At 73.9% G+C, this 23,395-nt stretch carries 20 protein-coding genes; 11 read left to right on the forward strand and 9 right to left on the reverse strand.

The features are described from left to right. The first annotated feature begins 239 nt into the window (after positions 1-239). Together ACIRRH_RS18230 and ACIRRH_RS18235 are read left to right on the forward strand one after the other, a co-directional pair. On the forward strand, positions 240-647 hold the full coding sequence (locus tag ACIRRH_RS18230; protein ID WP_403067957.1) for a YciI family protein: 408 nt from the start codon (positions 240-242) through the stop codon (positions 645-647). A gap of 7 nt (positions 648-654) precedes the next feature. Next, on the forward strand, positions 655-1,812 hold the full coding sequence (locus ACIRRH_RS18235; RefSeq protein WP_403067960.1) for an RNA polymerase sigma factor: 1,158 nt from the start codon (positions 655-657) through the stop codon (positions 1,810-1,812). Positions 1,813-1,842: 30 nt separating this feature from the next. Here ACIRRH_RS18235 and ACIRRH_RS18240 read toward each other — a convergent pair whose 3' ends face one another. The 5 genes from ACIRRH_RS18240 to ACIRRH_RS18260 all read right to left on the reverse strand — a co-directional run bounded on the left by ACIRRH_RS18240 (position 1,843) and on the right by ACIRRH_RS18260 (position 7,375). Next, positions 1,843-3,177 carry a DUF58 domain-containing protein gene (locus ACIRRH_RS18240; protein WP_403067963.1) on the reverse strand — a complete coding sequence of 445 codons (1,335 nt, stop codon included), beginning with the start codon at positions 3,175-3,177 and terminating at the stop codon, positions 1,843-1,845. Between the two features lie 82 nt (positions 3,178-3,259). Then, positions 3,260-4,270, reverse strand: coding sequence for an AAA family ATPase (locus ACIRRH_RS18245; protein ID WP_403067966.1), 1,011 nt, complete (start codon positions 4,268-4,270; stop codon positions 3,260-3,262). Next, entirely contained in the window at positions 4,267-5,496 is a 1,230-nt protein-coding gene (locus ACIRRH_RS18250; RefSeq protein WP_403067969.1) for a DUF4350 domain-containing protein, read from the reverse strand. Before ACIRRH_RS18250 ends, ACIRRH_RS18245 begins: the two co-directional genes overlap by 4 nt. Continuing rightward, a complete protein-coding gene (locus tag ACIRRH_RS18255; RefSeq protein ID WP_403067972.1) occupies positions 5,493-6,194 on the reverse strand; it encodes a DUF4129 domain-containing protein in 702 nt (233 codons plus the stop codon). Before ACIRRH_RS18255 ends, ACIRRH_RS18250 begins: the two co-directional genes overlap by 4 nt. Positions 6,195-6,199: 5 nt before the next feature. Then, positions 6,200-7,375, reverse strand: a complete 1,176-nt coding sequence (locus tag ACIRRH_RS18260; protein WP_403067975.1) for a hypothetical protein — start codon at positions 7,373-7,375, stop codon at positions 6,200-6,202. A gap of 299 nt (positions 7,376-7,674) precedes the next feature. On the opposite strand from ACIRRH_RS18260, the gene mtrA reads away from it, so the two are divergent. From mtrA to ACIRRH_RS18275, 3 genes are read left to right on the forward strand one after another with little or no spacing between them, the layout of a single operon-like run. Beyond that, entirely contained in the window at positions 7,675-8,352 is a 678-nt protein-coding gene (gene mtrA / locus ACIRRH_RS18265; protein ID WP_030247322.1) for an MtrAB system response regulator MtrA, read from the forward strand. Between the two features lies 1 nt (position 8,353). Continuing rightward, positions 8,354-10,459: an MtrAB system histidine kinase MtrB gene (mtrB, locus tag ACIRRH_RS18270; RefSeq protein ID WP_403067978.1), complete on the forward strand. Its 2,106-nt coding sequence runs from the start codon at positions 8,354-8,356 to the stop codon at positions 10,457-10,459. After that, positions 10,434-12,329: an LpqB family beta-propeller domain-containing protein gene (locus tag ACIRRH_RS18275; protein WP_403067980.1), complete on the forward strand. Its 1,896-nt coding sequence runs from the start codon at positions 10,434-10,436 to the stop codon at positions 12,327-12,329. The genes mtrB and ACIRRH_RS18275 overlap by 26 nt, the downstream gene beginning before the upstream one ends. A gap of 80 nt (positions 12,330-12,409) precedes the next feature. Here ACIRRH_RS18275 and ACIRRH_RS18280 read toward each other — a convergent pair whose 3' ends face one another. Continuing rightward, positions 12,410-13,138 carry a ComF family protein gene (locus tag ACIRRH_RS18280; protein WP_403067983.1) on the reverse strand — a complete coding sequence of 243 codons (729 nt, stop codon included), beginning with the start codon at positions 13,136-13,138 and terminating at the stop codon, positions 12,410-12,412. A 369-nt stretch (positions 13,139-13,507) separates the two neighbouring features. On the opposite strand from ACIRRH_RS18280, the gene hpf reads away from it, so the two are divergent. Together hpf and ACIRRH_RS18290 are read left to right on the forward strand one after the other, a co-directional pair. Further along, positions 13,508-14,203 carry a ribosome hibernation-promoting factor, HPF/YfiA family gene (gene hpf, locus ACIRRH_RS18285; RefSeq protein WP_403067986.1) on the forward strand — a complete coding sequence of 232 codons (696 nt, stop codon included), beginning with the start codon at positions 13,508-13,510 and terminating at the stop codon, positions 14,201-14,203. Positions 14,204-14,407: 204 nt separating this feature from the next. Beyond that, a complete protein-coding gene (locus tag ACIRRH_RS18290) occupies positions 14,408-15,160 on the forward strand; it encodes a response regulator (RefSeq protein ID WP_403067989.1) in 753 nt (250 codons plus the stop codon). Positions 15,161-15,172: 12 nt separating this feature from the next. Here the strand turns inward: ACIRRH_RS18290 and ACIRRH_RS18295 are convergent, their stop codons facing one another. After that, positions 15,173-16,384: a winged helix-turn-helix domain-containing protein gene (locus tag ACIRRH_RS18295; protein ID WP_403067992.1), complete on the reverse strand. Its 1,212-nt coding sequence runs from the start codon at positions 16,382-16,384 to the stop codon at positions 15,173-15,175. Between the two features lie 37 nt (positions 16,385-16,421). After that, positions 16,422-16,979: a GNAT family N-acetyltransferase gene (locus ACIRRH_RS18300; protein ID WP_403067994.1), complete on the reverse strand. Its 558-nt coding sequence runs from the start codon at positions 16,977-16,979 to the stop codon at positions 16,422-16,424. A 266-nt stretch (positions 16,980-17,245) separates the two neighbouring features. On the opposite strand from ACIRRH_RS18300, the gene secA reads away from it, so the two are divergent. Beyond that, positions 17,246-20,008, forward strand: a complete 2,763-nt coding sequence (gene secA, locus ACIRRH_RS18305) for a preprotein translocase subunit SecA (RefSeq protein ID WP_403067997.1) — start codon at positions 17,246-17,248, stop codon at positions 20,006-20,008. Between the two features lie 101 nt (positions 20,009-20,109). On the opposite strand, the gene ACIRRH_RS18310 is transcribed toward secA, so the two are convergent. Continuing rightward, positions 20,110-20,562 (reverse strand): Rv3235 family protein, encoded by a 453-nt coding sequence (locus tag ACIRRH_RS18310; RefSeq protein WP_403068000.1) that lies wholly within the window; start codon positions 20,560-20,562, stop codon positions 20,110-20,112. A 334-nt stretch (positions 20,563-20,896) separates the two neighbouring features. Here ACIRRH_RS18310 and ACIRRH_RS18315 point away from each other — a divergent pair, with 334 nt between their 5' ends. From ACIRRH_RS18315 to ACIRRH_RS18325, 3 genes are all read left to right on the forward strand, one after another. Then, positions 20,897-22,057, forward strand: a complete 1,161-nt coding sequence (locus tag ACIRRH_RS18315) for a patatin-like phospholipase family protein (RefSeq protein ID WP_403068003.1) — start codon at positions 20,897-20,899, stop codon at positions 22,055-22,057. A 115-nt stretch (positions 22,058-22,172) separates the two neighbouring features. Next, on the forward strand, positions 22,173-22,682 hold the full coding sequence (locus ACIRRH_RS18320; protein ID WP_403068006.1) for a DUF6912 family protein: 510 nt from the start codon (positions 22,173-22,175) through the stop codon (positions 22,680-22,682). A gap of 47 nt (positions 22,683-22,729) precedes the next feature. Next, the gene (locus tag ACIRRH_RS18325) at positions 22,730-23,386 is read left to right on the forward strand and encodes an HAD family hydrolase (RefSeq protein WP_403068009.1); all 657 of its coding nucleotides are present in this window, start codon (positions 22,730-22,732) and stop codon (positions 23,384-23,386) included. Positions 23,387-23,395: the final 9 nt, after the last annotated feature.

Raw genomic sequence — 23,395 nt, forward strand, 5'->3', positions numbered from 1 at the left:
GCAGGGGGGACCCTGTGGGAGAGTAGGACGCCGCCGAACAATTCTTCAGAAGAACCCCCATCCGGGACCCGGATGGGGGTTCTTCGCATTTCCGGGCCGGCAAGGGCCCACGCGGCTCCGGAGGGGGCCGGAGGGCATCCGAAAAGATCTCGGCTGACCGTGTCGAGAACCCGTGGTCGGCTCCGTCCTCGGGGCGAGCGCGGCCACAATGGTGTCGCACCAGCTCCGAGGAGAAGACGATGGCCAAGTACCTGCTGCTGAAGCACTACCGAGGCGCCCCGGCCCCGGTGAACAACGTGCCGATGGACCAGTGGACGCAGGAGGAGATCTCCGCGCACATCCAGTTCATGCACGACTTCGCGGCCCAGTTGGAGAAGACCGGGGAGTTCGTCGCCGGCCAGGCGCTCGCGCCCGAGGGGGCGTGGGTCCGGTACGACGGCGAGGGTCGCCCGCCGGTCACCGACGGTCCGTTCGCCGAGACCAAGGACCTGATCGCCGGCTGGATGTTGATCGACGTCGACAGCTACGAGCGCGCCATCGAGGTGGCCGGGCAGCTTTCGGCAGCTCCGGGTGCGGGCGGGAGGCCGATCCACGAGTGGCTGGAGGTGCGTCCGGCCCTGGTTGAGCCGCCCACCATCACGGAGTGACGTGCCGATGAACGAGGCCCTGATCCGGAGCCTCACGCCGAGCGTCATCGGCATCCTCGTCCGCCGCGGAGCAGACTTCGCGGCGGCCGAGGACGCCGTGCAGGAGGCGCTGGTCGAGGCGGTCCGGCTCTGGGCCGTCGAGCAGCCGCGCGATCCCAAGGGCTGGCTGGTCACGGTGGCCTGGCGCAAGTTCCTGGACGCGACCCGGTCGGACGCCGCCCGTCGGCGACGGGAGGACCTGGTCGACCAGGAGCCCGGGCCGGGGCCCTCAGCTGACGTGGACGACGCGCTCCGGCTCTACTTCCTGTGCGCCCACCCGGCGTTGACGCCCTCGTCGGCGGTCGCGCTGACCCTGCGTGCGGTGGGCGGGCTGACCACCCGCCAGATCGCGCAGGCCTATCTGGTGCCCGAGGCGACCATGGCGCAGCGGATCAGCCGGGCCAAGCGCACCGTCTCGGGCGTCCGGTTCGACCAGCCGGGGGACGTCGCCACCGTGCTCCGGGTCCTCTACCTGGTCTTCAACGAGGGCTACTCCGGCGATGTCGACCTCGCGGCCGAGGCCATCCGGCTCACCCGGCAGCTCGCGGCGGTGATCGACCACCCCGAGGTGGCGGGACTGCTGGCCCTGATGCTGCTGCACCACGCCCGGCGGGCCGGCCGGACCGGGCCGGACGGCGCGCTGGTGCCGCTGGCCGAGCAGGACCGCGGCCGGTGGGACACCGGGTTGATCGCCGAGGGCATCGGGATCCTCCGGACGGCGCTGGCCCGGGACCGGCTGGGCGAGTTCCAGGCGCAGGCGGCCATCGCGGCGCTGCACGCCGACGCACTCACCGCCGAGGAGACGGACTGGGTGCAGATCGTCGAGTGGTACGACGAGCTCGTCCGGCTGACCGCGAGCCCGGTGGTGCGGCTCAACCGCGCGGTGGCGGTCGGCGAGGCCGACGGTCCGCGCGCCGGGCTGGCGGCGCTCGCGGAGCTGGACGGCGATCTGCCCAGGTACAGCGCGGTGGCGGCGTACCTCCACGAGTGCGAAGGGGATCTGGTGACGGCGGCCCGGCTGTACGTGGAGGCGGCGCACAAGGCGCCCAACCTCGCCGAGCGCGACTACCTGACCCGCCGGGCGGCCCGGCTCAACGAGGGACTGAGGGGCGGTCGGACGAGCTGACGAGGGTGGTGCCGGGGGCGCCGGGGGTCCTCAGAGCCGGCCGGCGGCCTTCAGTGCCAGGTAGGTGTCGGCCAGGGCCGGGGCGATCCGGGCGGGAGGGGCGTCCAGGACGGTGACGCCGTGGCGGGTGAGGCGCTCGGCGGTGGCGCGGCGGTCGGCACGGGTCTGCTCGGCGGCAGCCGCGCCGTAGACCGCCTCCAGGGTGCCCCGCCCGGCGGAGAGGACGTCCAGCTGCGGGTCGGCGACCGAGGCGAGGACGACCTCGTGGCGCTTGGTGAGCATCGGCAGCAGCGGGCGCAGGCCGTCCTCGGCCGGGGCCGCGTCGAGGCCGGTGAGCAGCACGATCAGCGAGCGCTGCGGCGCCATCTTGAGTGCCGTGGCGACCAGCTTGCGCATGTCGGTCTCGTGCAGCGCGGGTTCCAGGCTGGCCATCGCGTTGGTGAAGGCGGGCAGCACCTCGTGGGCCGAGCTGCCGGCCACCGTGACGCGCTTGCGGGAGTCGTGGGCGAGCAGGTCGATCCGGTCGCCGGCCCGGGTGGCGAGGGCGGTGAGCAGCAGGGCGGCGTCGAGGGCGGCGTCCAGTCGGGGCGCGTCGCCGACCCGGCCGGCCGAGGTGCGGCCGGTGTCGAGGACGACGAGGATGTGCCGGTCGCGTTCGGGGCGCCAGGTGCGGACGGCGAGGCCCCCCGCGCCGGTGGCCGTGTTCGCTGTCCGGCGGGCGCTGGCGCGCCAGTCGATGGAGCGGATGTCGTCGCCGGGCAGGTACTCGCGCAGGGAGTCGAACTCGGTGCCCTGGCCGCGGGTCAGTACCGAGGTGCGGCCGTCGAGTTCGCGCAGCCGGGCGAGCCGGGAGGGCAGGTGCTTGCGGCTGGCGAACGGGGGCAGCGCGCGGACCGTCCAGGGGACGAGGTGTGAGCCCTGGCGGCCGGCCAGGCCGAGCGGGCCGAGCGAGCGGACCGTCACCCGGTGGGCGTGGTGGTCGCCGCGACGGGTGGGGGTGAGCACGGTGGTGATCCGGCGCCGTTCGCCGCCGGGGAGGGCCAGGGTGTGCCGGGAGGCGGCCTCGGCGGTGCCGGGGCGCCAGGCGGACGGGGCCCAGGCGTCGCGGACCAGGCCCCGGAGCAGCCGGCCGGACGGGTTGGTGACGGTCAGTTCGACCGTGGCGGGCTCGCCGAGCCGGACGGTGGTGTCGCCGCCCCGCCCGAACCGCAGGCTGCGGACCGGGGCGGCGAGCACCAGGTCGACCGCGACGGCGATCAGCACCGCACCGGTGACCAGGCCGATCCCGGTCCAGGACGGCAGCAGCAGGCCCACGACGAGCGCGCCGAGTGCGGCGAGCAGGGCGGTTCGCCCGGTGAGGGCCATGCGGTGCGCTCCTTCGGAAGCCCGTGCGACGGAAGCCCGTGGGCCGGAGGGCCGGAACGGGTGCGGTGCGGTGGGGGTGGGGTCAGCGGGGTGCGGGCGTCTGGGCGAGGACGGCCTGGATGACGGAGTCGGCAGTGACGCCCTCCATCTCGGCCTCGGCGCGCAGCGCGACCCGGTGCCGCAGGGTGGGCAGGGCGAGCGCCTTGACGTCGTCCGGGGTGACGTAGTCGCGGCCGGCCAGCCAGGCCCAGGCGCGGGAGGCGGCGAGCAGGGCGGTGGCGCCGCGCGGGGAGACGCCGATGGACAGCGACGGGGACTGCCGGGTGGCCCGGCAGAGGTCGACGATGTAGGCGAGGACCTCGGGGGAGACGGTCAGCTTGGCGATCTGCTCGCGGGCGGCGGCCAGGTGCTCGGGACCGGCGACCGGGCGGACGCCGGCCGCGCCGAGGTCGCGCGGGTCGAAGCCGGCGGCGTGCCGGGAGAGCACCTGGAACTCCTGGTCGCGGTCGGGCAGCGGCAGGACCAGCTTGAGCAGGAAGCGGTCCAGCTGGGCCTCGGGCAGCGGGTAGGTGCCCTCGTACTCGACCGGGTTCTGGGTCGCGGCGACCAGGAACGGGACGGGCAGCGCGCGCGGTACGCCGTCCACCGTGACCTGGTGTTCCTCCATGGCCTCCAGCAGGGCGGCCTGGGTCTTCGGCGGGGTGCGGTTGATCTCGTCGGCGAGCAGCAGGTTGGTGAAGACCGGGCCGGGCTGGAACGAGAACTCGGCGGTGCGGGCGTCGTAGACGAGCGAGCCGGTGACGTCGCCGGGCATCAGGTCGGGGGTGAACTGGATGCGCTTGGTCTCCAGGCTGAGCGCGGTGGACAGGGTGCGCACCAGCAGGGTCTTGGCGACGCCGGGGACGCCCTCCAGCAGCACGTGGCCGCCGCAGAGCAGGGCGACGACCAGGCCGGTGACGGCGGCGTCCTGGCCGACCACGGCCTTGCCGATCTCGGCGCGCAGGGCGGTCAGCGCGGTGCGCGGGTCGGTGGCGGGGGTAGCGGGTGCCGTGCCGGGGACGGAGCGGAGCTGGGCGGTTGCCTGGTCGGTCACGGGTTCCGTACCTGCCTTTCGAGGGCGTCGAGGTCGTCGGCGAGCCGCAGCAGCGCGGCGTCGTCGGTCGGGGGCGGGCCGTACAGCAGGGCCCGGACGTCCCCGGCGGGCCGTTCGGGCAGCCGGCCGGCCACGGCGACGCAGAGCGCGTCGGGGTCGGGTGCGCCGGCCTGGAGCGGGACGCCCAGGGCGGGGGCGAGGCGGTGGGCGGTGGCGCCGCGCAGCGCCTCGGCGGCGCGGCCGCGGGCCCTGGCCCGCCGGTACAGGCGGGCGCGGCCCTCGGTGGTCTCGGCGGCGCGGACCACCACGGGAAGGTTCTCGCTGACCACCGGGCCGAGTCGGCGCCCGCGCCAGAGGGCGGCGAGCACGGCGGCGACGGCGAGCTGGTAGCCGGCCCAGTGCCAGCCGCTCGGCAGGTAGTCGCCGAAGGTCTTGGTGCGGGCGCCCTCGGGGAGCGGGGCGGAGTAGTCGGGCAGGTGCCAGGTGAGGCGGGGCTGCGAGCCGAGCAGTCCGAGTGCGAGGGAGGCGTCGCCGTCCTCGGCGAGTTCGCTGTTGTGCAGGAAGGTGCCGCTGCCGAGCACGATGACGTCGCGGTCGCCGTCCCCGGCCGGGAGGCTGACCAGCGGGTAGCCGTGGGCGCGCGGGTAGCAGCCTTCGCCGCGGCTGCCGCTGGTGTAGAGCATGCCGCCCTGCTGGGCACTGCCGGCCCGGACGGCCTCGGGGAGCGAGCACTCCGCGGGGGCGGAGCGGACGGAGGCGTACGGCAGCCCGTCCGCGTCGTCGGACAGCCGGATGCCGGGGGCGAGTGTGGTGAGCGCGGCCGGGCCGGGGGCGACCAGCACCAGCCGTCGGTGCCGGGCTGCGGCGACGGCGCGCAGCTGGGCGGGGCTGAGCAGGTCCGGTTCGGGCAGGACGAGGGTGTCCGGGCCGGCCGGGGTGGCAGTCGGGTCGGTGGTGAACTCGGCCTTGAGGCCCTGGCGTTCGAGCAGGGCGACGACGGCGTGGGCGCCGTCGTGGTCGTACGAGCGCGGGTCCAGCGACGGGTAGCGGCGGTCCTGGCCGAGGGCGGACACGGCGGCGGCGCCGATCAGCAGGGCGGCGAGGACGGCCAGGTACCAGCGGGCCCGGCGCCACAGGCCGCGGGTGGTGGGGGCGAGGCTGCTCGGGGCGGCGGCGGGCGCTTCGGCGGCGGGCGGTGCCGCGGGGGCGGGGACGGTACCGGTCATGCCGCTCCTCCGGGCGTCGGGGCCGAGGCGGGGACACCGGCGGCGTCGGGCGCGAGGACCGGGCGGGTGCGCTCCAGCGTCCGGTCGAGCTCGTGCAGCAGCCGGTACGCGTCCTGGTCGGCGGTGCGCTCGCCGAACGCGATGTCGTCGAAGGTCCGGGCGGCCGCGGCCAGTGCGGCGGCGTGCTCGGGCAGCGCCCGGCCGGCCTCGGCGGCGGCCTCGTCGGCGGTTCGGCCGGGGCGGGTGTCGAGCAGGGTGCGCTCCTCCAGGCCGCGCACCAGGGCACGCATCTGCTCGCGGACGGCCTCGGTCCAGCGGCCGGCGGCGGCGTGCCCGGCGGCGTCCGCCCGGTACCGGTCGGCGCTGCGCGGGCCCTCGGTGCCGTACACGTCCTGGACGGTGCGGGCGGCGCGGCGGGGTGCGCCGAGGCGCCACCAGACCGCGGCGCCGATCAGCACCGCGACGATCAGGAAGAGGATCAGTCCGGTGGTGCCGTCGGTGCCGTCGCCGGAGATGCTGTCGAGTGCGGCGGCGATGTGGTCGTAGAACCAGTCCGTGATCCGTTGCAGCACGGACGGGTCGTGCTTGTGGTACTCCGCGTCGAGCAGCTCGTCGCGGGCGGCGTCGCGCGCCGGGTCACGCGGCACGGTGACCGGTGCGCCGCCCGCGGCGAGGAGCCTGTCCCCCCAGTTAGGCATCCGGCTCAGCGCCTCGCCGGGGTCGGGTCGCCCTGCGCGCCCCAGTCGGCGCCGCCGTGCTCGGGCAGGCCGGCCGCGCGGGCGAGTTCGATGTCCAGGGCCTCGCGGCGGATCCGCTGGTCGATGTAGACCAGCACGCCGAGGGCGGCGATGAACGGGGTGGTGAAGGTGCCGGCGAGGATCCCGGCGACCGCCAGCAGGAGCACCATGGCGACGCCCTGGTCGGCGGTGTCGGGCAGGCCCTGGCGGTTGATGCTCTCGAAGCCCAGCACCAGGCCGATGATCTGGAACGGGACGGCGATGACCACGGCGACGACGAGCGCCAGCAGGTGGCCCAGCAGGTTGATGCCGAAGACCCGCCACCAGGCGCCGCGGACCAGGCGCCGCGAGCGCGACAGCGCCGTCAGCACGCCCTGCTTCTCCAGCATCAGGGCGGGGGCGGCGAGGCTGAAGCGCATCCACAGCCAGACGGCGACCGGCACGGTCAGCAGGCCGACCAGGGTGAGCAGGCCGGCGATCGCGGGGGAGCCCGTGCCTGTGGCGGTGTAGCCGATCAGCGGGGCGAAGCCGAGCAGCATCACGCCGGGGCCCAGCAGGACGGTGAGCAGGGTCAGCCCGAGCAGCTGCAGCAGCCGGGGGCGGGCGTCGCGCCAGGCCTCCCCGGCGGTCGCCGACCGGCCGAGGACGGCGCGGCTGACCACGATGGTGAGCAGCGCGGTGGCGAACACGTTGAGCAGCAGTTCCAGCGGCAGGTCGGCCAGCATCCGCAGGGTCTGGGTGGCCTGGCCGGTCTTGCCCTTGATCAGCAGGTTGACCAGGACGGTGCCGGCCTGGGCGATCACGGCGAATCCGAGCGAGAGCGCGAGCACGGTGCGCCAGTGCCGGCGGACGGTGGTGACGGCGGCGTCCAGCAGTTCGCCGAAGCTCAGCGGGCGCAGCGGGATGACACCCGGCTTGGGGCTCGCCGGGGCGCCCCAGCCGTACGGGCGGTGGCCGCCGGGAGGCTGCTGGCCCCACTGCTGTCCGTTCCGGGGGGCGCCGGCCGGGCCGGTCCAGCCGGGGGTGGCCTGTGGTGGTGCCGACGGCCCGGGCACGGCGGAGGGCGCGTCGGCCGGGGGCCGGGCGCCGTCGCGGGGCGGCTCGGACGAGCTGGGCGAGGCCCAGCCCGGAGTGTCGGTCATCACTGCTCCTCGGAGGGCGTCACGGGCGCGACTGCGAACGGATCTTCCGCCCGCGCGCAGCGCCCATCGTGCCATGGGGCCGGAAACCGGCCTCATGGCGATCCGGTTGCTGATCGGCAACGGTCCTCCGCGGCGGGCCGGGCGGTGGTTCCCGGCGGGGCGCGGAGGGGGTCCGGAGGCGTTTTCGGTGGGGGTATTCGCCTGGTATGGCCGGAATGCACCGGTGGGGGAGTTGGCCGTTCTGGAGCATTGGCACTGCTGTGCGGCAGGTCACAATCCGGTAATGAGAGGATGGACGCATGAAGGGACGCGTCCTCGTCGTTGATGACGACTCCGCACTGGCCGAGATGCTCGGCATCGTGCTGCGTGGTGAGGGTTTTGAGCCGTTTTTCGTCGCGGATGGGGACAGGGCGCTAGCCGCGTTCCGGGAGACCAAGCCCGACCTGGTCCTGCTCGACCTGATGCTGCCCGGCCGTGACGGCATCGACGTGTGCCGGCAGATCCGGGCGGAGTCCGGCATCCCGATCGTGATGCTCACCGCGAAGACCGACACGGTCGACGTCGTGGTGGGCCTGGAGTCGGGCGCCGACGACTACGTCACCAAGCCGTTCAAGCCCAAGGAGCTGGTGGCCCGGGTGCGCGCCCGGCTGCGCCGCGCCGAGGAGCCCACGCCCGAGCAGCTGACCATCGGTGACCTGGTGATCGACGTGGCCGGCCACTCGGTGAAGCGGGACGGCCGGGGCATCCCGCTGACCCCGCTGGAGTTCGACCTGCTGGTCGCGCTGGCCCGCAAGCCCTGGCAGGTGTTCACCCGTGAGGTGCTGCTGGAGCAGGTCTGGGGTTACCGCCACGCGGCGGACACCCGACTGGTCAACGTCCACGTGCAGCGCCTGCGTTCCAAGATCGAGAAGGACCCGGAGCGCCCCGAGATCGTGGTGACCGTCCGCGGCGTCGGCTACAAGGCCGGACCCAGCTGACGTGACGGACCGGGCAGACGACACCCCGTCGGGTTCCGCGACCGACGGGGCCGGGGCCGTGCGCGGCGACGTGCTGAGTTCGAGCACCCGCCGCCGACGCGGCCCTTCCGGCGTGGTCGCGCTGGTGAAGCGTCAGCTGCGCCGCCCCGTGCACCGGGTGGCCGCGCTGTACCGCCGGTCGATCCAGCTGCGCGTGGTCGCGGTGTCGTTGCTGGCGTCCATCGCGGTCGTCCTGGTGCTGGGCGTGGTCGTGGTGGCGCAGGTGCGCACCGGCCTGCTCGACACCAAGATGGACGCCGCCCGCGCGCAGGCCCGGATCGGTTTCCAGGTCGAGCAGAAGAAGATCGACGAGGCCCGGGACCAGAAGCTGCGGGGCACCGCCGACCCGACCGTCGACGAGATCGGCACCTGGCTGCTGCGGCAGGTCAACGACCTGGCCGGGAGCGGGCAGACCGTCTACTCGGTGATCGCGATGGCCCCCGGCACCGGCGCCGTCGTGCCCGACACCGCCGGCTTCGCGCCGCGCTACTCGGGCGACATCCAGCCGATCAGCATCCCGGACACCCTGCGGGCCAAGCTGCTCGCCGAGCCCGGCCAGATGTTCGACCAGCCGACCCGGATCCACCGCTCGCCGGAGAGCAGCGTCAAGTCCGAGCCCGGGCTGGCCCTCGGCATGCAGTTCGTCGGCCCGGCCGGGACGCCGTACCAGATGTTCTACGTGTTCTCCTTCGGCCAGGAGACCGACACCCTCAACCTGGTCACCGGCACCCTGGCGACCGCCGGGGTCTTCGTGGTGATCCTCATGGGCGGCATCGCCTGGGTCGTGGTGCGCCAGGTGGTCACCCCGGTCCGGATGGCCGCCGGGATCTCCGAGCGGCTCGCCGACGGGCACCTGGAAGAGCGGATGAAGGTCACCGGGACGGACGACATCGCCCGCCTCGGGGAGTCCTTCAACCGGATGGCCAACGCCCTCCAGGCGCAGATCCGCCAGCTGGAGGAGCTGTCCCGGGTGCAGCGGCGGTTCGTCTCGGACGTCTCGCACGAGCTGCGCACCCCGCTGACCACGGTCCGGATGGCCGCCGACCTCATCTACGACAGCCGCGAGGACCTGGACCCGATGGCGGCCCGCTCGGCGGAGCTGCTCCAGGGCCAGCTGGACCGCTTCGAGTCGCTGCTCGCCGACCTGCTGGAGATCAGCCGCTTCGACGCCGGCGCCGCGATCCTGGACGCCGAGCCGGTCGACCTGCGCGAGATCGTCGCCCGTGTGGTGGAGGCCGCCGAACCGCTCGCCGAGGCCAAGGGCAGCGCCGTGGTGATCCGCGGCGACGGCGAGCCGGTGCTGGCCGAGGTGGACTCCCGCCGGATCGAGCGCATCCTGCGCAACCTGGTGGTCAACGCGCTGGAGCACGGCGAGGGCCGCGACGTGGTGGTCCGGCTGGGCTCCGCGGACGGCGCGGTCGCGGTCGGCGTGCGCGACTACGGCATCGGCCTCAAGCCGGGTGAGGCGTCCCGGGTGTTCCACCGCTTCTGGCGGGCCGACCCGTCCCGGGTGCGGACCACCGGCGGCACCGGCCTCGGCCTGTCGATCGCGGTCGAGGACGCGCACCTGCACGGCGGCTGGCTCCAGGCCTGGGGCGAGCCCGGCGGCGGCTCGCACTTCCGGCTCACCCTGCCGCGCACCCGTGGCGGCGAGATCACCCGGGCGCCGTTCCGGCTGGAGCCGGAGGACTCCCGCAACAACCGCGGCCTGGGTGCGCAGGGCACGCCGTACCGGCGGGCGATCAGCCCGGCCGGCGCGACGGCGAGCGCCGCCGTCGAGGACCACGCGGAGACGCCGGAGGCCGTGGGCAACGGCCTCGGCAGCGGGCTCGGCGGGGTGTTGAACATCGGCCCCGGGCTGGGCCGGCGCCGGATGCCGGAGGGGCCGCGCTCGGACCCCTCGGACGTGTGGACGGCCGCCGGGTACGGGGCCACCGGGGCCCAGGTCATGGTGGACCCGACGCCGGGACGGCCGTCGGTGGCACAGCGGACGGCGGAGCCGGACGTGACGGGCGGGACGACGGACGCGGAGGGGTCGCAGCGTGCGAGGGACGAGCAACAGGACTGAGCCGCGGCTCGTCGCGGCGGTCGGCGCGCTGCTCGGCGCCCTGGTGGCGAGCGGCTGTGCGGCCATGCCCGATTCCGGCGGCATCACCAGGGTGGAGCTGTCCCAGGGCTCGGCGGACAAGAACCTGCAGGCCCGGGTCTACCCGGTGGCGCCCGGCCGGGGCGCCAAGCCGCGTGAGCTGCTGACCGGGTTCCTGGACGCGGTGACCGCCGACGAGGGGTACGAAACCGCGCGCAAGTACCTCACCGAGAGCGCCGCCGCCGCCTGGAACCCGGACGCCGGGACCCAGGTGCTCTCCGCCACCACCATCGCGCCCGTCCCGGACGTCACCGACGCGGACACCGTGGTCTCCGCGGCGGTGCGCGGGCAGCTGGTCGCCACCGTCGACGAAAAGCACTCGTACCTGCTGGTGACCGGGCAGAACAACAACGTCTCCTCCGACTTCACCTTCGTCCGGGAGAAGGACGGCGAGTGGCGGATCGACAAGCTGCCGCCCGGCGTGATCATGAACGAGACCAACTTCCGGAACAGCTTCCGGCAGGTCGAGCGGTTCTTCTACACCGCGCCCGACCCGTCCTTGGTGGTCTCCGGGAACGCCGGTCAGGAGGTGCTGATCGCCGACCCGATCTACCTGCGGCGCCGGACGGACCCGCTCACCTCGGCCGCCCGGGCGCTCGTCAGCGGCCCCTCCACCTGGCTCTCGCCGGTGGTCCGTACGGCGTTCCCGACCGACACCACGGTCGACAAGGTGACCATCGACGACAGCCGGGTCGCCCACGTGCAGCTCGGCAAGGCGGACATCGGCGAGCCGATGGCCTGCCGGCGGATGGCGACCCAGCTCTTCTACACCCTCGCCGACCAGGGCAAGGGCCAGGTCGAGCGGCTGGAGCTGAAGGGGCAGCGCGGCGCCTGCACGGCCAGCCGCAGCGACGTGCCGGCCACCGGCCCCGGCTCGCTGGCCGGCCCGACGGCCGCGACGCAGTACTACCAGCGCGCAGACGGTGCCCTGGTGGCGACCGACGAGGGGCGCCCCGGCGACCCGGTCCGCGGCGTCCTCGGCAAGCCGCAGTCGAACACCAAGCCGCCGCTCGGCACCATCGCGGTCAGCCGGGGCGGTGCCCAGGCCGCCGCGATCAGCGAGGACGGCCACCAGGTCTACTCGGTGCAGCTGACGGACAACGCGGTGAACCTGGGCGAGCCGGTGCTCAGCTCGCCGGCGAAGTCCGGCGACAAGGAGGACGGCTTCGCCTCGCCCAGCTGGGACGGCCGCGGCAACCTCTGGGTGGTGGACCGCAACAAGCAGACCTCGTCGGTGGTGATGGTGCGCGGCAACAAGGCGTACACCGTTCCGGTCGAGGGGCTGACCGGGCAGACCGTGCAGGCGCTGAAGATCTCCTCGGACGGCGTCCGGGTCGCTCTGGTGGTCAAGACCCCGGGCGTGGCCACGCGCTCGCTGATGTTCGGCCTGGTGGTGCACGGCGGCACCCCGCAGGCGCCGACCGTGAAGATCACCGGGCTGCGCCGGGCCGCACCCACGCTCACCGATGTCGCCTCGGTGTCCTGGGCGGATGCCGACCAACTGCTGGTGCTCGGCAAGGAGGCCGACCGGACCCAGCAGCTCTACTTCATCAGCACCGACGGCTCGCAGAGCACGGACACCCAGCTGCAGAGCGCCGAGAGCATGATGACCGTCGCGGCCTCGGAGTCCCGGGCGGACAGCCTGACCCAGGCGCCGCCGGTGCTCGCGATGGCGGAGGTCAAGCAGACGGACGGCAAGCCGAGCGAGGTCAAGGCCTACCGGCTGGTCAACAACCAGTGGCGGGAGGCCCCGCTGATCGACAAGCCCCGGTCGTTCTTCTACGCGGGCTGACGCCGCATCCGGACGGGCTGACGCCGCACCCGGAGGGGCTGATGGACCTTCCGGTCCGCCTGAGGTACCGACAGCGGCGGTCAGCCGGCCGGGCGCACCGTGGCCGCGACCGTGGCACCGGCCCGGGCCGGCAGGCCGGCGCCGGCCAGCGCCCGGGCGGCCTCCGCGAGGCTGGCCCCGGTGGTCACCAGGTCGTCCACCAGCACCGGGTGACGGCCCGCCAGGCCCGTCGGCCCGGTCCGGGCGCGCGGCAGCACGGTGAGCGCGCCGTGCAGGTTGCGGCGCCGCTCGGCCGCGTTCAGCCCGGTCTGGTCGACGACCGGCCGGGCGTGCCGCAGCAGCGGTGCGGCCCGTACGTCCAGGCCTGCCAGGCGCAGTGAGCGGGCGGCCGCCCCGGCCAGCCGCAGCGTCGGATCGTGCCCGCGGGCGCGGACGGCCGAGCGTGCCGAGGGCATCGGGACCAGCAGCAGCGGCGCGGCCCCGGCCCGCGCGCCCAGGGCGGAGCGCACCGCGCGGCCGAGGGCCTCGCCGAGCGGCCCGGCCAGCCGCAGCGCGCCGCGTTCCTTGTGGGCGAGCAGCAGCTGCCGGACCGGACCGGTGTACGGCGCGGCGGCGTGCGTCCAGGGCAGCAGGGTGGGGGCGGGCCGTGCGGTGGCCAGCACGTGCCGGCAGGCCGGGCAGAGCTGGGTGCGTTCGCTGCCGCAGCCCGCGCAGTCGGCGGGCAGCAGGACGTCCAGCAGCCCGGCCAGTGCGTGGCCGAACGGCCCTTGGGCGGGCGTCGGGCGGGTGGGGGAGGGGGTCGGGGGCACGGCTGCTCCTGGCGGCGGCAGGCACGGAGAGTCAGCACAGGATGCGCCGTATGGGGGGTGTTGTCCAGGTATTTACCCATACTTCACTCGCGAGAGGGTAGACAGGGTGCACCAGCTTGACCGCCTGACCGCAGTATCGGGTCATACCCTCCTTGTCGCCTGGGGAGGCGAAAAACCCGTGTGAGGTGTTCGATAAGGCTTCAGGGGGTTTCAACCGTCCCTGGTGGGGAGGAAGTGAGGTGAGGGCCAGTCGTTTCCGCCGCTGGCGGCGGGGACGGGGGGCCGGCAGTGGATGGGCTGGTCCAGCTGGGTCTCAGTCCGGTCCGGTAGCACCCGGATCGGCGTCAGCACGAGGGATCGGAGTTCTGCGTGGACATCGTCGTCAAGGGCCGCAAGACCGAGGTGCCCAAGAGGTTCCGCGAGCACGTGGCCGAGAAGCTGGAGAAGGTCCAGAAGTTCGACGGCAAGGTGATCAGCCTCGACGTCGAGGTGTCCAAGGAGCACAACCCGCGGCAGGCCGACCGGTCCGAGCGGGTGGAGATCACTCTCCGTACCCGTGGGCCGGTGATCCGGGCCGAAGCCGCCGCCGGCGACCCGTACGCGGCGCTCGACCTGGCCTCGGCGAAGCTCGACGCGCAGCTGCGCAAGTCCGCGGACCGGCGTCGGGTGCACAAGGGCGGCGCGAACGGCCGCACCCCGATCAGCGTCGCCGAGGCGACCGCGGCCCTGGCCGCGCTGCCGGACACGAGGGCGCTGGAGGGCGAGACGAACGGCGCCGTCCGCAAGACCATGATGGGATCCCTGGAGGTGGAGGGCGAAGGCCCGCTGGTGGTCCGGGAGAAGACGCACCCGGCCGCCCCCATGGCGCTGGACCAGGCGCTCTACGAGATGGAACTGGTCGGCCACGACTTCTACCTCTTCGTGGAGAAGGACAGTGGCCTGCCGAGCGTGGTCTACCGCCGGCACGGTTACCACTACGGCGTCATCCACCTGCAGACCGACCTCGCGGCCGGGCCGGGCAGCGGGGCGGGCGGCGCGATCGGCGGGTCCGACGACGAGGACTGACCGTCCTGGAAGTGATGGAGGGGTGACCCCGGCGGCCGTGGCCGCCGGGGTCACCGGCGTTCGGGGGCGGGGCGGTTCGGACGGCGTCGCGTCCCGGACGGAGGGGGTCACCCGATGCGGGGGAATGGGCATCGGAGGGTGACCGCGGAGGCGTCGGGGCGTGGAATGATTGGCGCACGACGACCCGCGAAGGGGGAGGAGCGGATGGGGGATCACTTCGGGCTGGGGCCCGGGGTCGGGCCAGGGCTGCCGTTGGGGGCGGAGGAGGAGCCCGCGTACGAGCCGCGCCGGGGTGAGCCGATCCGTGTGTTGGTGGTGGACGACCACGCGCTGTTCCGCCGGGGGCTGGAGATCGTCCTCGCGGAGGAGCCGGACATCAGGGTCGTCGGGGAGGCGGGGGACGGCGCCGAGGCCGTGCTGAAGGCCGCCGACCTGCTGCCCGACATCATCCTCATGGACGTCCGGATGCCGCGTCGCAGCGGGATCGAGGCCTGCACGGCGATCAAGGACGTGGCACCCAGCACCAAGATCATCATGCTGACGATAAGCGACGAGGAGGCCGACCTCTACGAGGCGATCAAGGCGGGCGCCACCGGCTACCTGCTCAAGGAGATCTCCACCGACGAGGTCGCCACCGCGATCCGCGCGGTCGCCGACGGGCAGTCCCAGATCAGCCCCTCGATGGCGTCCAAGCTGCTCACCGAGTTCAAGTCGATGATCCAGCGCCGCTCCGACGACCGGGACCTGGTGCCCGCGCCCCGGCTCACCGACCGGGAGCTGGAGGTGCTCAAGCTGGTGGCGACCGGGAGGAACAACCGGGAGATCGCCAAGGAACTGTTCATCAGCGAGAACACCGTGAAGAACCACGTGCGTAACATCCTGGAGAAGCTCCAGCTGCACTCCCGGATGGAGGCCGTGGTGTACGCGATGCGGGAGAAGATCCTCGAAATAGGGTGAGCCGGGCGGGACTTAGCGGTCCGCCAGCAGCTTCTCCAGGGCCGGGCGCAGCCGCTCGTCGTGCAGCGCCCCGACCCGCACCTCGTCGCAGCCGACCCAGCCGGCCGCCTCGCGCAGGGCCGTCGCCAGCGCCTCGACGTGCCGGGCGCCGTGCCCTCGGTCGCCGTCCAGCGAGACCTGCCGGGCGACCAGGGTGCGGCCCTCGCGGGCCGGGTCGACCCGGCCGACCAGCCGGCCGCCGGCCAGCAGCGGCATCGCGAAGTAGCCGTGCACCCGCTTGTGCTTGGGCGTGTAGGCCTCCAGCCGGTGCGTCATGCCGAAGATCCGCTCGGTGCGGGCGCGGTCCCAGATCAGTGAGTCGAACGGCGAGAGCAGCGTGGTGCGGTGGCGCCCGCGGGGGGCGGCGGCGAGGGCGGCCGGGTCGGCCCAGGCCGGGGCCGGGGCGCCGTCCGGGCCCCAGCCGGCCACCTCGACCGGGACGAGCCCGCAGTCGGCGAGCACCGGGTCCAACTGCTCGGCGCGCAGCCGGTGGTAGTCCAGGAGGTCGGCCCGGGTGGCCACGCCGAGCGCGGCGCCGGCCTGGGCGACCAGGGTGCGCACGCACTCCTCGTCCGACCGGTCCTGCCCGAACAGGGCGTCCGGGATGGCCTGTTCGGCCAGTGCGTAGACGCGCTTCCAGCTCCGGCGCTCGGTGCAGACCACGTCGCCGAAGGCCAGCGCCCGCTCGACGGCGATCTTGGTGTCGGACCAGTCCCACCACTCGGCGGTCCTCTTGGCGCCGCCCAGCTCGGTGGAGGTCAACGGCCCCTCGGCGCGCAGCTTGTCGAGCACGGCGCGGTAGGTCTCCGGCGTGACCTGGTGGCCCCAGAGGTGGCCGCGGTCGCGGTAGCGGCGGCGCCGGAAGGCGAACAGCGGCCACTCCTCGACCGGCAGTATGCAGGCCGCGTGCGACCAGTACTCGAAGCTCGCGCCGCCGCCCCAGTACGCCGCCTCGACGGCCGGGCGGCCGACCGCGCCGAGGCGGGCGTACGGCACCAGTTCGTGCGAGCGGGCGAGCACCGAGATGGTGTCCAGCTGTACGGCGCCCAGGTGCCGCAGCACCCCGCGCACCCCGGCACGGCGGTCCGGCGCGCCCAGCAGGCCCTGGGCGCGCAGGGCGATCCGGCGGGCGTCGTCCGCGCTGAGGACGGCGACGGGGGCGGGACGGGCGGCAGCGGCGGTCATGCCGGCGAGCGTAGCCGGGGGCACCGACAGCGCGGACTCAGTCCAGGTCGGAGGACAGCAGGGAGGCGATCCAGGCGTCGTGGAAGACGCCGCGCTGCTCGGCGTACGAGCGCAGGGTGCCCTCGACGCGGTAGCCGGCCTTCTCGGCGACCGCGCGGGAGCCCTCGTTGCCGACGTAGGCCTGCCACTCCAGGCGGCGCAGGCCGAGCTCGCGCAGGCCGTAGCGGGAGACGGCGCGGGCGGCCTCGGTGGTGTAGCCGCGGCCGCGGAACTCCTTCACGGCCCACCAGCCGATCTCGGCGGAGCCCGGGTCGTGGGCGCGCAGGACGAGCCCCTGGGAGCCGACCAGGGTGCCGGACTCGCGCTCGAACACGCACCAGATCCGGTTCGCTCCGCTGCGCCAGCCCCCGGCGGCGAGATCGCGCACGAAGAACTCCGCGTCCTCGCGCCGGTACGGCGACGGGACGACGGTCCATCGCTGGATCTCCGGGTCCTGGCACGCGGCGAAGACCGCGTCGATGTCGGACTCCTGCGGGGCGCGCAGAACGAGCCGCTCGGTGGTGAGGGTGACCGGGCCGGTGCTGGTTTCTTCCATGAACGGATTATTTCGCCGGGCGAGGAAAGCGGGCATCCGAATATCCCGCCGGTCCGCCGGTCCGCCAGGTGGCCAACTCTCGGGCCCGGCGACCGTTTTGTCCCGGTGGACGGTGCTATCGGGCCATGTGCTCGCGCGGGTGACACGGGAATACCGTGCTGACGCACCTCCCGGGGGATTGGACTCCTCGCATACGATGGCCCGTGCGGTGGGGTGGACCCGCCGTGCAGTCGTCCAGTGCCAATACAGGCAAGGAGCCCGCTCACGTGTCCGTCTTCGACAAGATCCTGCGCGCCGGCGAGGGCAAGATCCTTCGCAAGCTGCAGCGGATTGCTGCCCAGGTCAACTCCATCGAAGAGGACTTCGTCAACCTCACCGACGCCGAGCTGCGCGCACTGACCGACGAGTACAAGCAGCGGCTCGCGGACGGCGAGACCCTGGACGACATCCTCCCCGAGGCGTTCGCCACCGTCCGCGAGGCCGCCAAGCGCGTGCTCGGCCAGCGGCACTACGACGTCCAGCTGATGGGCGGCGCCGCCCTGCACCACGGCTACGTCGCCGAGATGCGCACCGGTGAGGGCAAGACCCTCGTCGGCACCCTGCCCGCGTACCTGAACGCGCTGACCGGCAAGGGCGTCCACCTGATCACCGTCAACGACTACCTCGCCGAGCGCGACTCGGAGTGGATGGGCCGGGTGCACCGCTTCCTCGGCCTCGAAGTCGGCGTGATCCTGGGCAACATGACGCCCGCCGAGCGCAAGCGCCAGTACGCGATGGACATCACGTACGGCACGAACAACGAGTTCGGCTTCGACTACCTGCGCGACAACATGGCCTGGTCGAAGGACGAACTCGTCCAGCGCGGCCACAACTTCGCGGTCGTCGACGAGGTCGACTCGATCCTGATCGACGAGGCCCGTACCCCGCTGATCATCTCCGGCCCGGCCGACCAGGCGACCAAGTGGTACGCCGACTTCGCCAAGCTGGTGCTGCGTCTGAAGATCGACCGGGACTACGAGGTCGACGAGAAGAAGCGCACCGTCGGCGTCCTGGAGGAGGGCGTCACCCGGGTCGAGGACTACCTGGGCATCGACAACCTCTACGAGTCGGTGAACACCCCGCTGGTCGGCTTCCTGAACAACGCCATCAAGGCGAAGGAGCTGTACAAGCGGGACAAGGACTACGTCGTGATGAACGGCGAGGTCATGATCGTCGACGAGCACACCGGCCGCATCCTGGCCGGCCGCCGCTACAACGAGGGCATGCACCAGGCGATCGAGGCCAAGGAGGGGGTGGAGGTCCAGAACGAGAACCAGACCCTGGCCACCATCACCCTCCAGAACTTCTTCCGCCTGTACGACAAGCTCGCGGGCATGACCGGTACCGGCACCACCGAGGCCGCCGAGTTCCACCAGATCTACAAGCTCGGCGTGGTGCCGATCCCGACCAACAAGACGCCGCTGCGCATCGACCAGCCCGACCTGATCTACAAGTCGGAGCCGGCCAAGTTCGCGGCCGTGGTCGAGGACATCGCCGAGAAGCACGAGAAGGGCCAGCCGGTGCTGGTCGGCACCGTGTCGGTCGAGAAGTCCGAGTACCTGTCGCAGGAGCTGCGCAAGCGCGGCATCCCGCACGAGGTGCTGAACGCCAAGCACCACGAGCGCGAGGCGCAGATCGTGGCCCAGGCCGGCCGCAAGGGCGCCGTCACCGTCGCCACCAACATGGCCGGCCGCGGCACCGACATCATGCTGGGCGGCAACGCCGACCACCTGGCCGCCGCCGAGCTGGCGCAGCGCGGGCTGACCCCGACGGACACCCCGGACGAGTACGAGGCCGCCTTCCCGAACGCGCTGGAGAAGGCCAAGGCCTCGGTGAAGGCCGAGCAGGACGAGGTCAAGGAGGCCGGTGGCCTCTACGTCCTCGGCACCGAGCGGCACGAGTCCCGCCGGATCGACAACCAGCTGCGCGGCCGCTCCGGCCGTCAGGGCGACCCGGGCGAGTCCCGCTTCTACCTGTCGCTGGGCGACGACCTGATGCGCCTGTTCAAGGCCGGCATGGTCGAGCGCGTGCTCTCGATGGCCAACGTGCCCGAGGACGTGCCGATCGAGTCCAAGATGGTCACCCGCGCCATCGCCTCCGCGCAGACCCAGGTCGAGCAGCAGAACTTCGAGATCCGCAAGAACGTCCTCAAGTACGACGAGGTGCTCAACCGCCAGCGCGAGGTCATCTACGGCGAGCGCCGCCGCGTCCTGGAGGGCGAGGACCTCCAGGAGCAGGTCGGCCACTTCATGGACGACACCGTCGAGGCGTACGTCCGGGCGGCCACCGGCGAGGGCTTCGAGGACGACTGGGACCTGGACAAGCTCTGGACTGCGCTCAAGCAGCTCTACCCGGTCACCCTCGACCTGGAGGAGCTGGAGGAGGAGGCCGGCGGCTCGGCCGGTCTGACCCCCGAGTTCCTGATCAAGTCCATCCAGGAGGACATCCAGGCCCAGTACGGCGCCCGCGAGGACCAGCTGGGCGCGGAGATCATGCGCGAGCTGGAGCGCCGGGTCGTGCTGTCGGTGCTGGACCGCCGCTGGCGCGAGCACCTCTACGAGATGGACTACCTCCAGGAGGGCATCGGCCTGCGGGCCATGGCGCAGCGCGATCCGCTGGTCGAGTACCAGCGCGAGGGCTTCGACATGTTCACCGCGATGATGGAGGGCATCAAGGAGGAGTCCGTCGGCTTCCTGTTCAACCTGGAGGTCCAGGTCGAGCAGCAGGTCGAGGAGGTCCCGGTCGAGGACGCCCAGGTGGTGCTCGACAAGCTGGAGAAGGACGCCGCCCGCCCGGAGATCAAGGCCAAGGGCCTGGAGGCCCCGAAGCCGCAGCGGCTGCACTACACGGCCCCCTCGGACGAGGTCGGCGGCGGTGTGGTCGAGGGCGACTTCGAGGACCTCGCGCCGGAGGACGAGGGCGACGGCCTGACCCGCGCCGAGCGCCGCAAGGCCGCGAAGTCGGCCAAGGGCCGCCGCCGCAAGAGCTGAGCCGGCCGCCGGCCACCAGCCAGGACGCCACGCAGGGCGCCGTTCCCGCACCGGGACGGCGCCCTGCGCCGTTCGGTGCCGCCGGGGGTGCGGCAGGGTGCTCATCGGGCCTCCACGGCGGTGCACTGCCACTGTCCGGCCGGGCCGCGCTGCTCCAGCCGGAAGGCCACCATGTGGTGCCGTCGGCCGAGGTCGACCCGCACGCAGGCCTCGACCGCGTCCGGTGAGGGCGAGCGGTCGTGCACCGGGCCGAGCCGGGGCCGGTCGGCGGGGCCGCCGCGGCGCAGTGCGCCGGCCCGGACCAGCGAGGCGAGCTGCCCGTAGCCGTCCAGGCTGGTGTGCCGCATCAGCTGGCCGGAGGGCCGTGCGCCGGTGAGCACCTCGACCAGCTGGCGGGCGAACCGGGCGGCCAGTGCCCCGGAGTCGGGCCCGGGGGCGCCGGTGCAGGCGGCGCGCGGGTGGCGGGGCCGACGGCCGGCCGGGTCGCAGCCGCCGGGGTTGCGTGGACGGCGGTGCGGGCGGGCGGTGAGGTGGGCGCTGAAGTGCACGGTCACGGTGGCGGCTCCTCGGCCGGGTGGTGCGAGTACGGACGGGTCCAGGCTGGGGGCGCCCCGTGTGGGGCGGCAACGGGTTTCCGGGGCGGTCGGGGCGGGCGGCCGGCTTCACCTATCCGGGTGAATCGACCAATGCGGCGGCGGGTCGGACGGGCCGTACGGCGGCGCCCGGTTGACGTTGGGGGACGGGCCGTACGGCCCGAAAGGGGACGCTCCGGCTGGGCGGACCGGGTGGCGGTGCCCGGCCGCCGCGTTGCGCCGTACCGGCCCCGAGCGCACCATCGGAGCCTGACCGGGAGCGACGGCCGGGCTCCCACGACGAGGGGTGGCCGGTATGACGACACGGGTGGCGGCGGCGCCGGCCCCGGCGGCCGCGGGGACCACCCCGCCCGCCGGGGGCCCGCCGCGGCGCGGCCTGGTGCTGGGCGGCGGCGGGATGCTCGGCGCGGCCTGGACGGTCGGCGCGCTGTGCGCCGTCGAGGAGTCCACCGGGCGGCAGCCGGGCGGGGCCGACGTCCTGCTCGGCACCTCGGCGGGCGCGATCCTCGCCGCGATGCTGGCCGGCGGCGTCCGCCCCGAGCAGCTGCGCGACCACCAGCGCGGCCTGCCGGTCACCGAGGGGCCGCTGGCCGGGGTGGGCTTCGACTACGACACCGCCGTCGGGGGCGCGCTGCCGCCGCGCCCCCGGGCCGGCATCGGCTCGCCCAGTCTGCTGCGCGACGCCGTCCGGCACCCGCGCGAGTACCCGCTGCTGACCATGGTCTCGGCGATCGCGCCGCACGGCCGCGGCTCGCTGGCGCCGGTCGGTGAGCTGGTGCGCGGCCTGCTCGGCACCGGCGAACCGCCCGGCGAAGGCGAGCCGCCCGGCGAGGGCGAACCGCCCTGCGACGGCGGGCTGCCGGGGCCCCGCGACGGGGGGCCGCCGCTGCGGGTGGTGGCCGTGGACTACCGCAGCGGCCGTCGGGTGGTCTTCGGTGACCCGGACGCCCCGGCCGTCCCGGTGCCCGAGGCCGTGATGGCCTCCTGCGCGATCCCCGGCTGGTTCGCGCCGGTGCGGCTGGACGGCTCGGCGTACGTGGACGGCGGCTGCTGGTCCGCCACCAACGCCGACCTGATGCTCGGCCGGGGGCTGGAGGAGGTGTACGTGATCGCCCCGATGGCCCTGCGGCTGGACCCCCGGCAGGGGCGGGCCGGGGAGCAGGGGCGGCTCGGCAGCGGCCGCGACGCCCTGGCCGCCCTGCGCGAGTGGCGCGCCCGGGACCGCCCGCGCGGCGTGCTCGCCCAGCTGGTGAGCCGCTACCGCCACGCCGTCACCCGGCAGCTGCTGCGCGAGGCCGCGCTGCTGCGGGCCGAGGGCGTCCGGGTGCGGCTGCTCGCGCCGACCCTGGAGGACCTCGCGGTGATGGGCCCGAACATGATGGACCCGGCCCGCCGCGGCGCCGTCCTGGAGAGCGCCCTGCGCACCAGCCGGGAGGCCCTGCGGGCCCAGCGGTGAGCGCCCGCCCCGGAGCGGAGGTGATCACGGGCGGCCCGGCGGCGCTTATTCTTGGGGCGCTGGAGAATCTGTGCCGCTGGACGAACCCCGCTGGACGAACCGGAGAGTGCCACCGATGCGCGTGTACGTGCCCACCACCCTGACCGGCCTGGCGGCGGCGCACGAGGGCGGCTCCCTGGAGCAGTCCGCCGCGTACGCCGTGACGCCCGCGCTGCGCGAGTGGTACGTCAGCGACGACCTGGAGGAGCTGGAGTACGCGGCGCTGAACCGGGCCGCGCAGTCCTCCCTGCGGCTGCTGGCGGGCGACCCGCAGGCCCCGCGCCGCCGGGTGGTGGTGGCGCTGGACGTGGCCGACGCGTCGGTGCGGCCCTTCCCGGGCGACGAGTACCAGGACCAGGCCTCGCTCGGCCGGGTGGTGCTGGCGGGCCCGGTGCGGCTGGCCAAGGCGGCCGCGGTGCACGCCGACGTGGCCGACGACGAGGTGGTCACCGACGTCGCGGCGGCGGTTGCGGCGGTGGCCGCGGCCGACGCGGGCGACCAGGACGCCCAGTTCACCGTGGACGGCGCCGAGGACCACGACCTGCTCTGGTACGCGACCCAGGAGATCCCGTCCCTGCTCGCGTGAGTTCCGTCCTACCGGCGTGTCGTCCGTCCGGGCTACCGTTTCACCCCGTGCGCACTCACATCGTCTGGGACTGGAACGGCACGCTCTTCCACGACATGGAGGCCGTGCTCGGGGCGAGCAACGCCGCCTTCGCGACCATCGGCGTCGGGCCGATGACCCTCCAGGAGTACCGCGAGCAGTACGAGATCCCGATCCCGCGGTTCTACCAGCGGCTGCTCGGCCGGATGCCCTCCACGGAGGAGTGGCTGAGGCTCGACGACGCGTTCCACGACCGCTACCGGGAGCTCAGCCCGTCCTGCGGGCTGACCGAGGGCGTGCGCGAGCTGCTGGACGGCTGGCGGGAGGCCGGGAACAGCCAGTCCCTGCTGTCGATGTACGACCACGCGGAGCTGGTGCCGCTGGTCGACACCTTCGGCCTGACCGGCGGTTTCCTGCGGGTGGACGGCCGCAGCGGCCCGTCCGGCGGGCAGAAGGCGGAGCACCTGACCCGGCACCTGGCCGCGCTCGGCGAGCGGGTGGACCCGGCCCGTACGGTGCTGATCGGCGACGCCGCGGACGACGCCCTGGCGGCGCTCGGCGCGGGCGCCCACGCGGTGCTCTACACCGGTGGTTCGCACACCCGGGAGAAGCTGGAGCCGGTCGGCGTCCCGGTGGTGGACAGCCTGGCCGAGGCGGTCGAGCTGGCCGGCCGGATCGCGGGCTGACCTCGGGCC

This window comes from Kitasatospora sp. NPDC101235, assembly GCF_044767505.1.
Lineage (GTDB): Bacteria > Actinomycetota > Actinomycetes > Streptomycetales > Streptomycetaceae > Kitasatospora.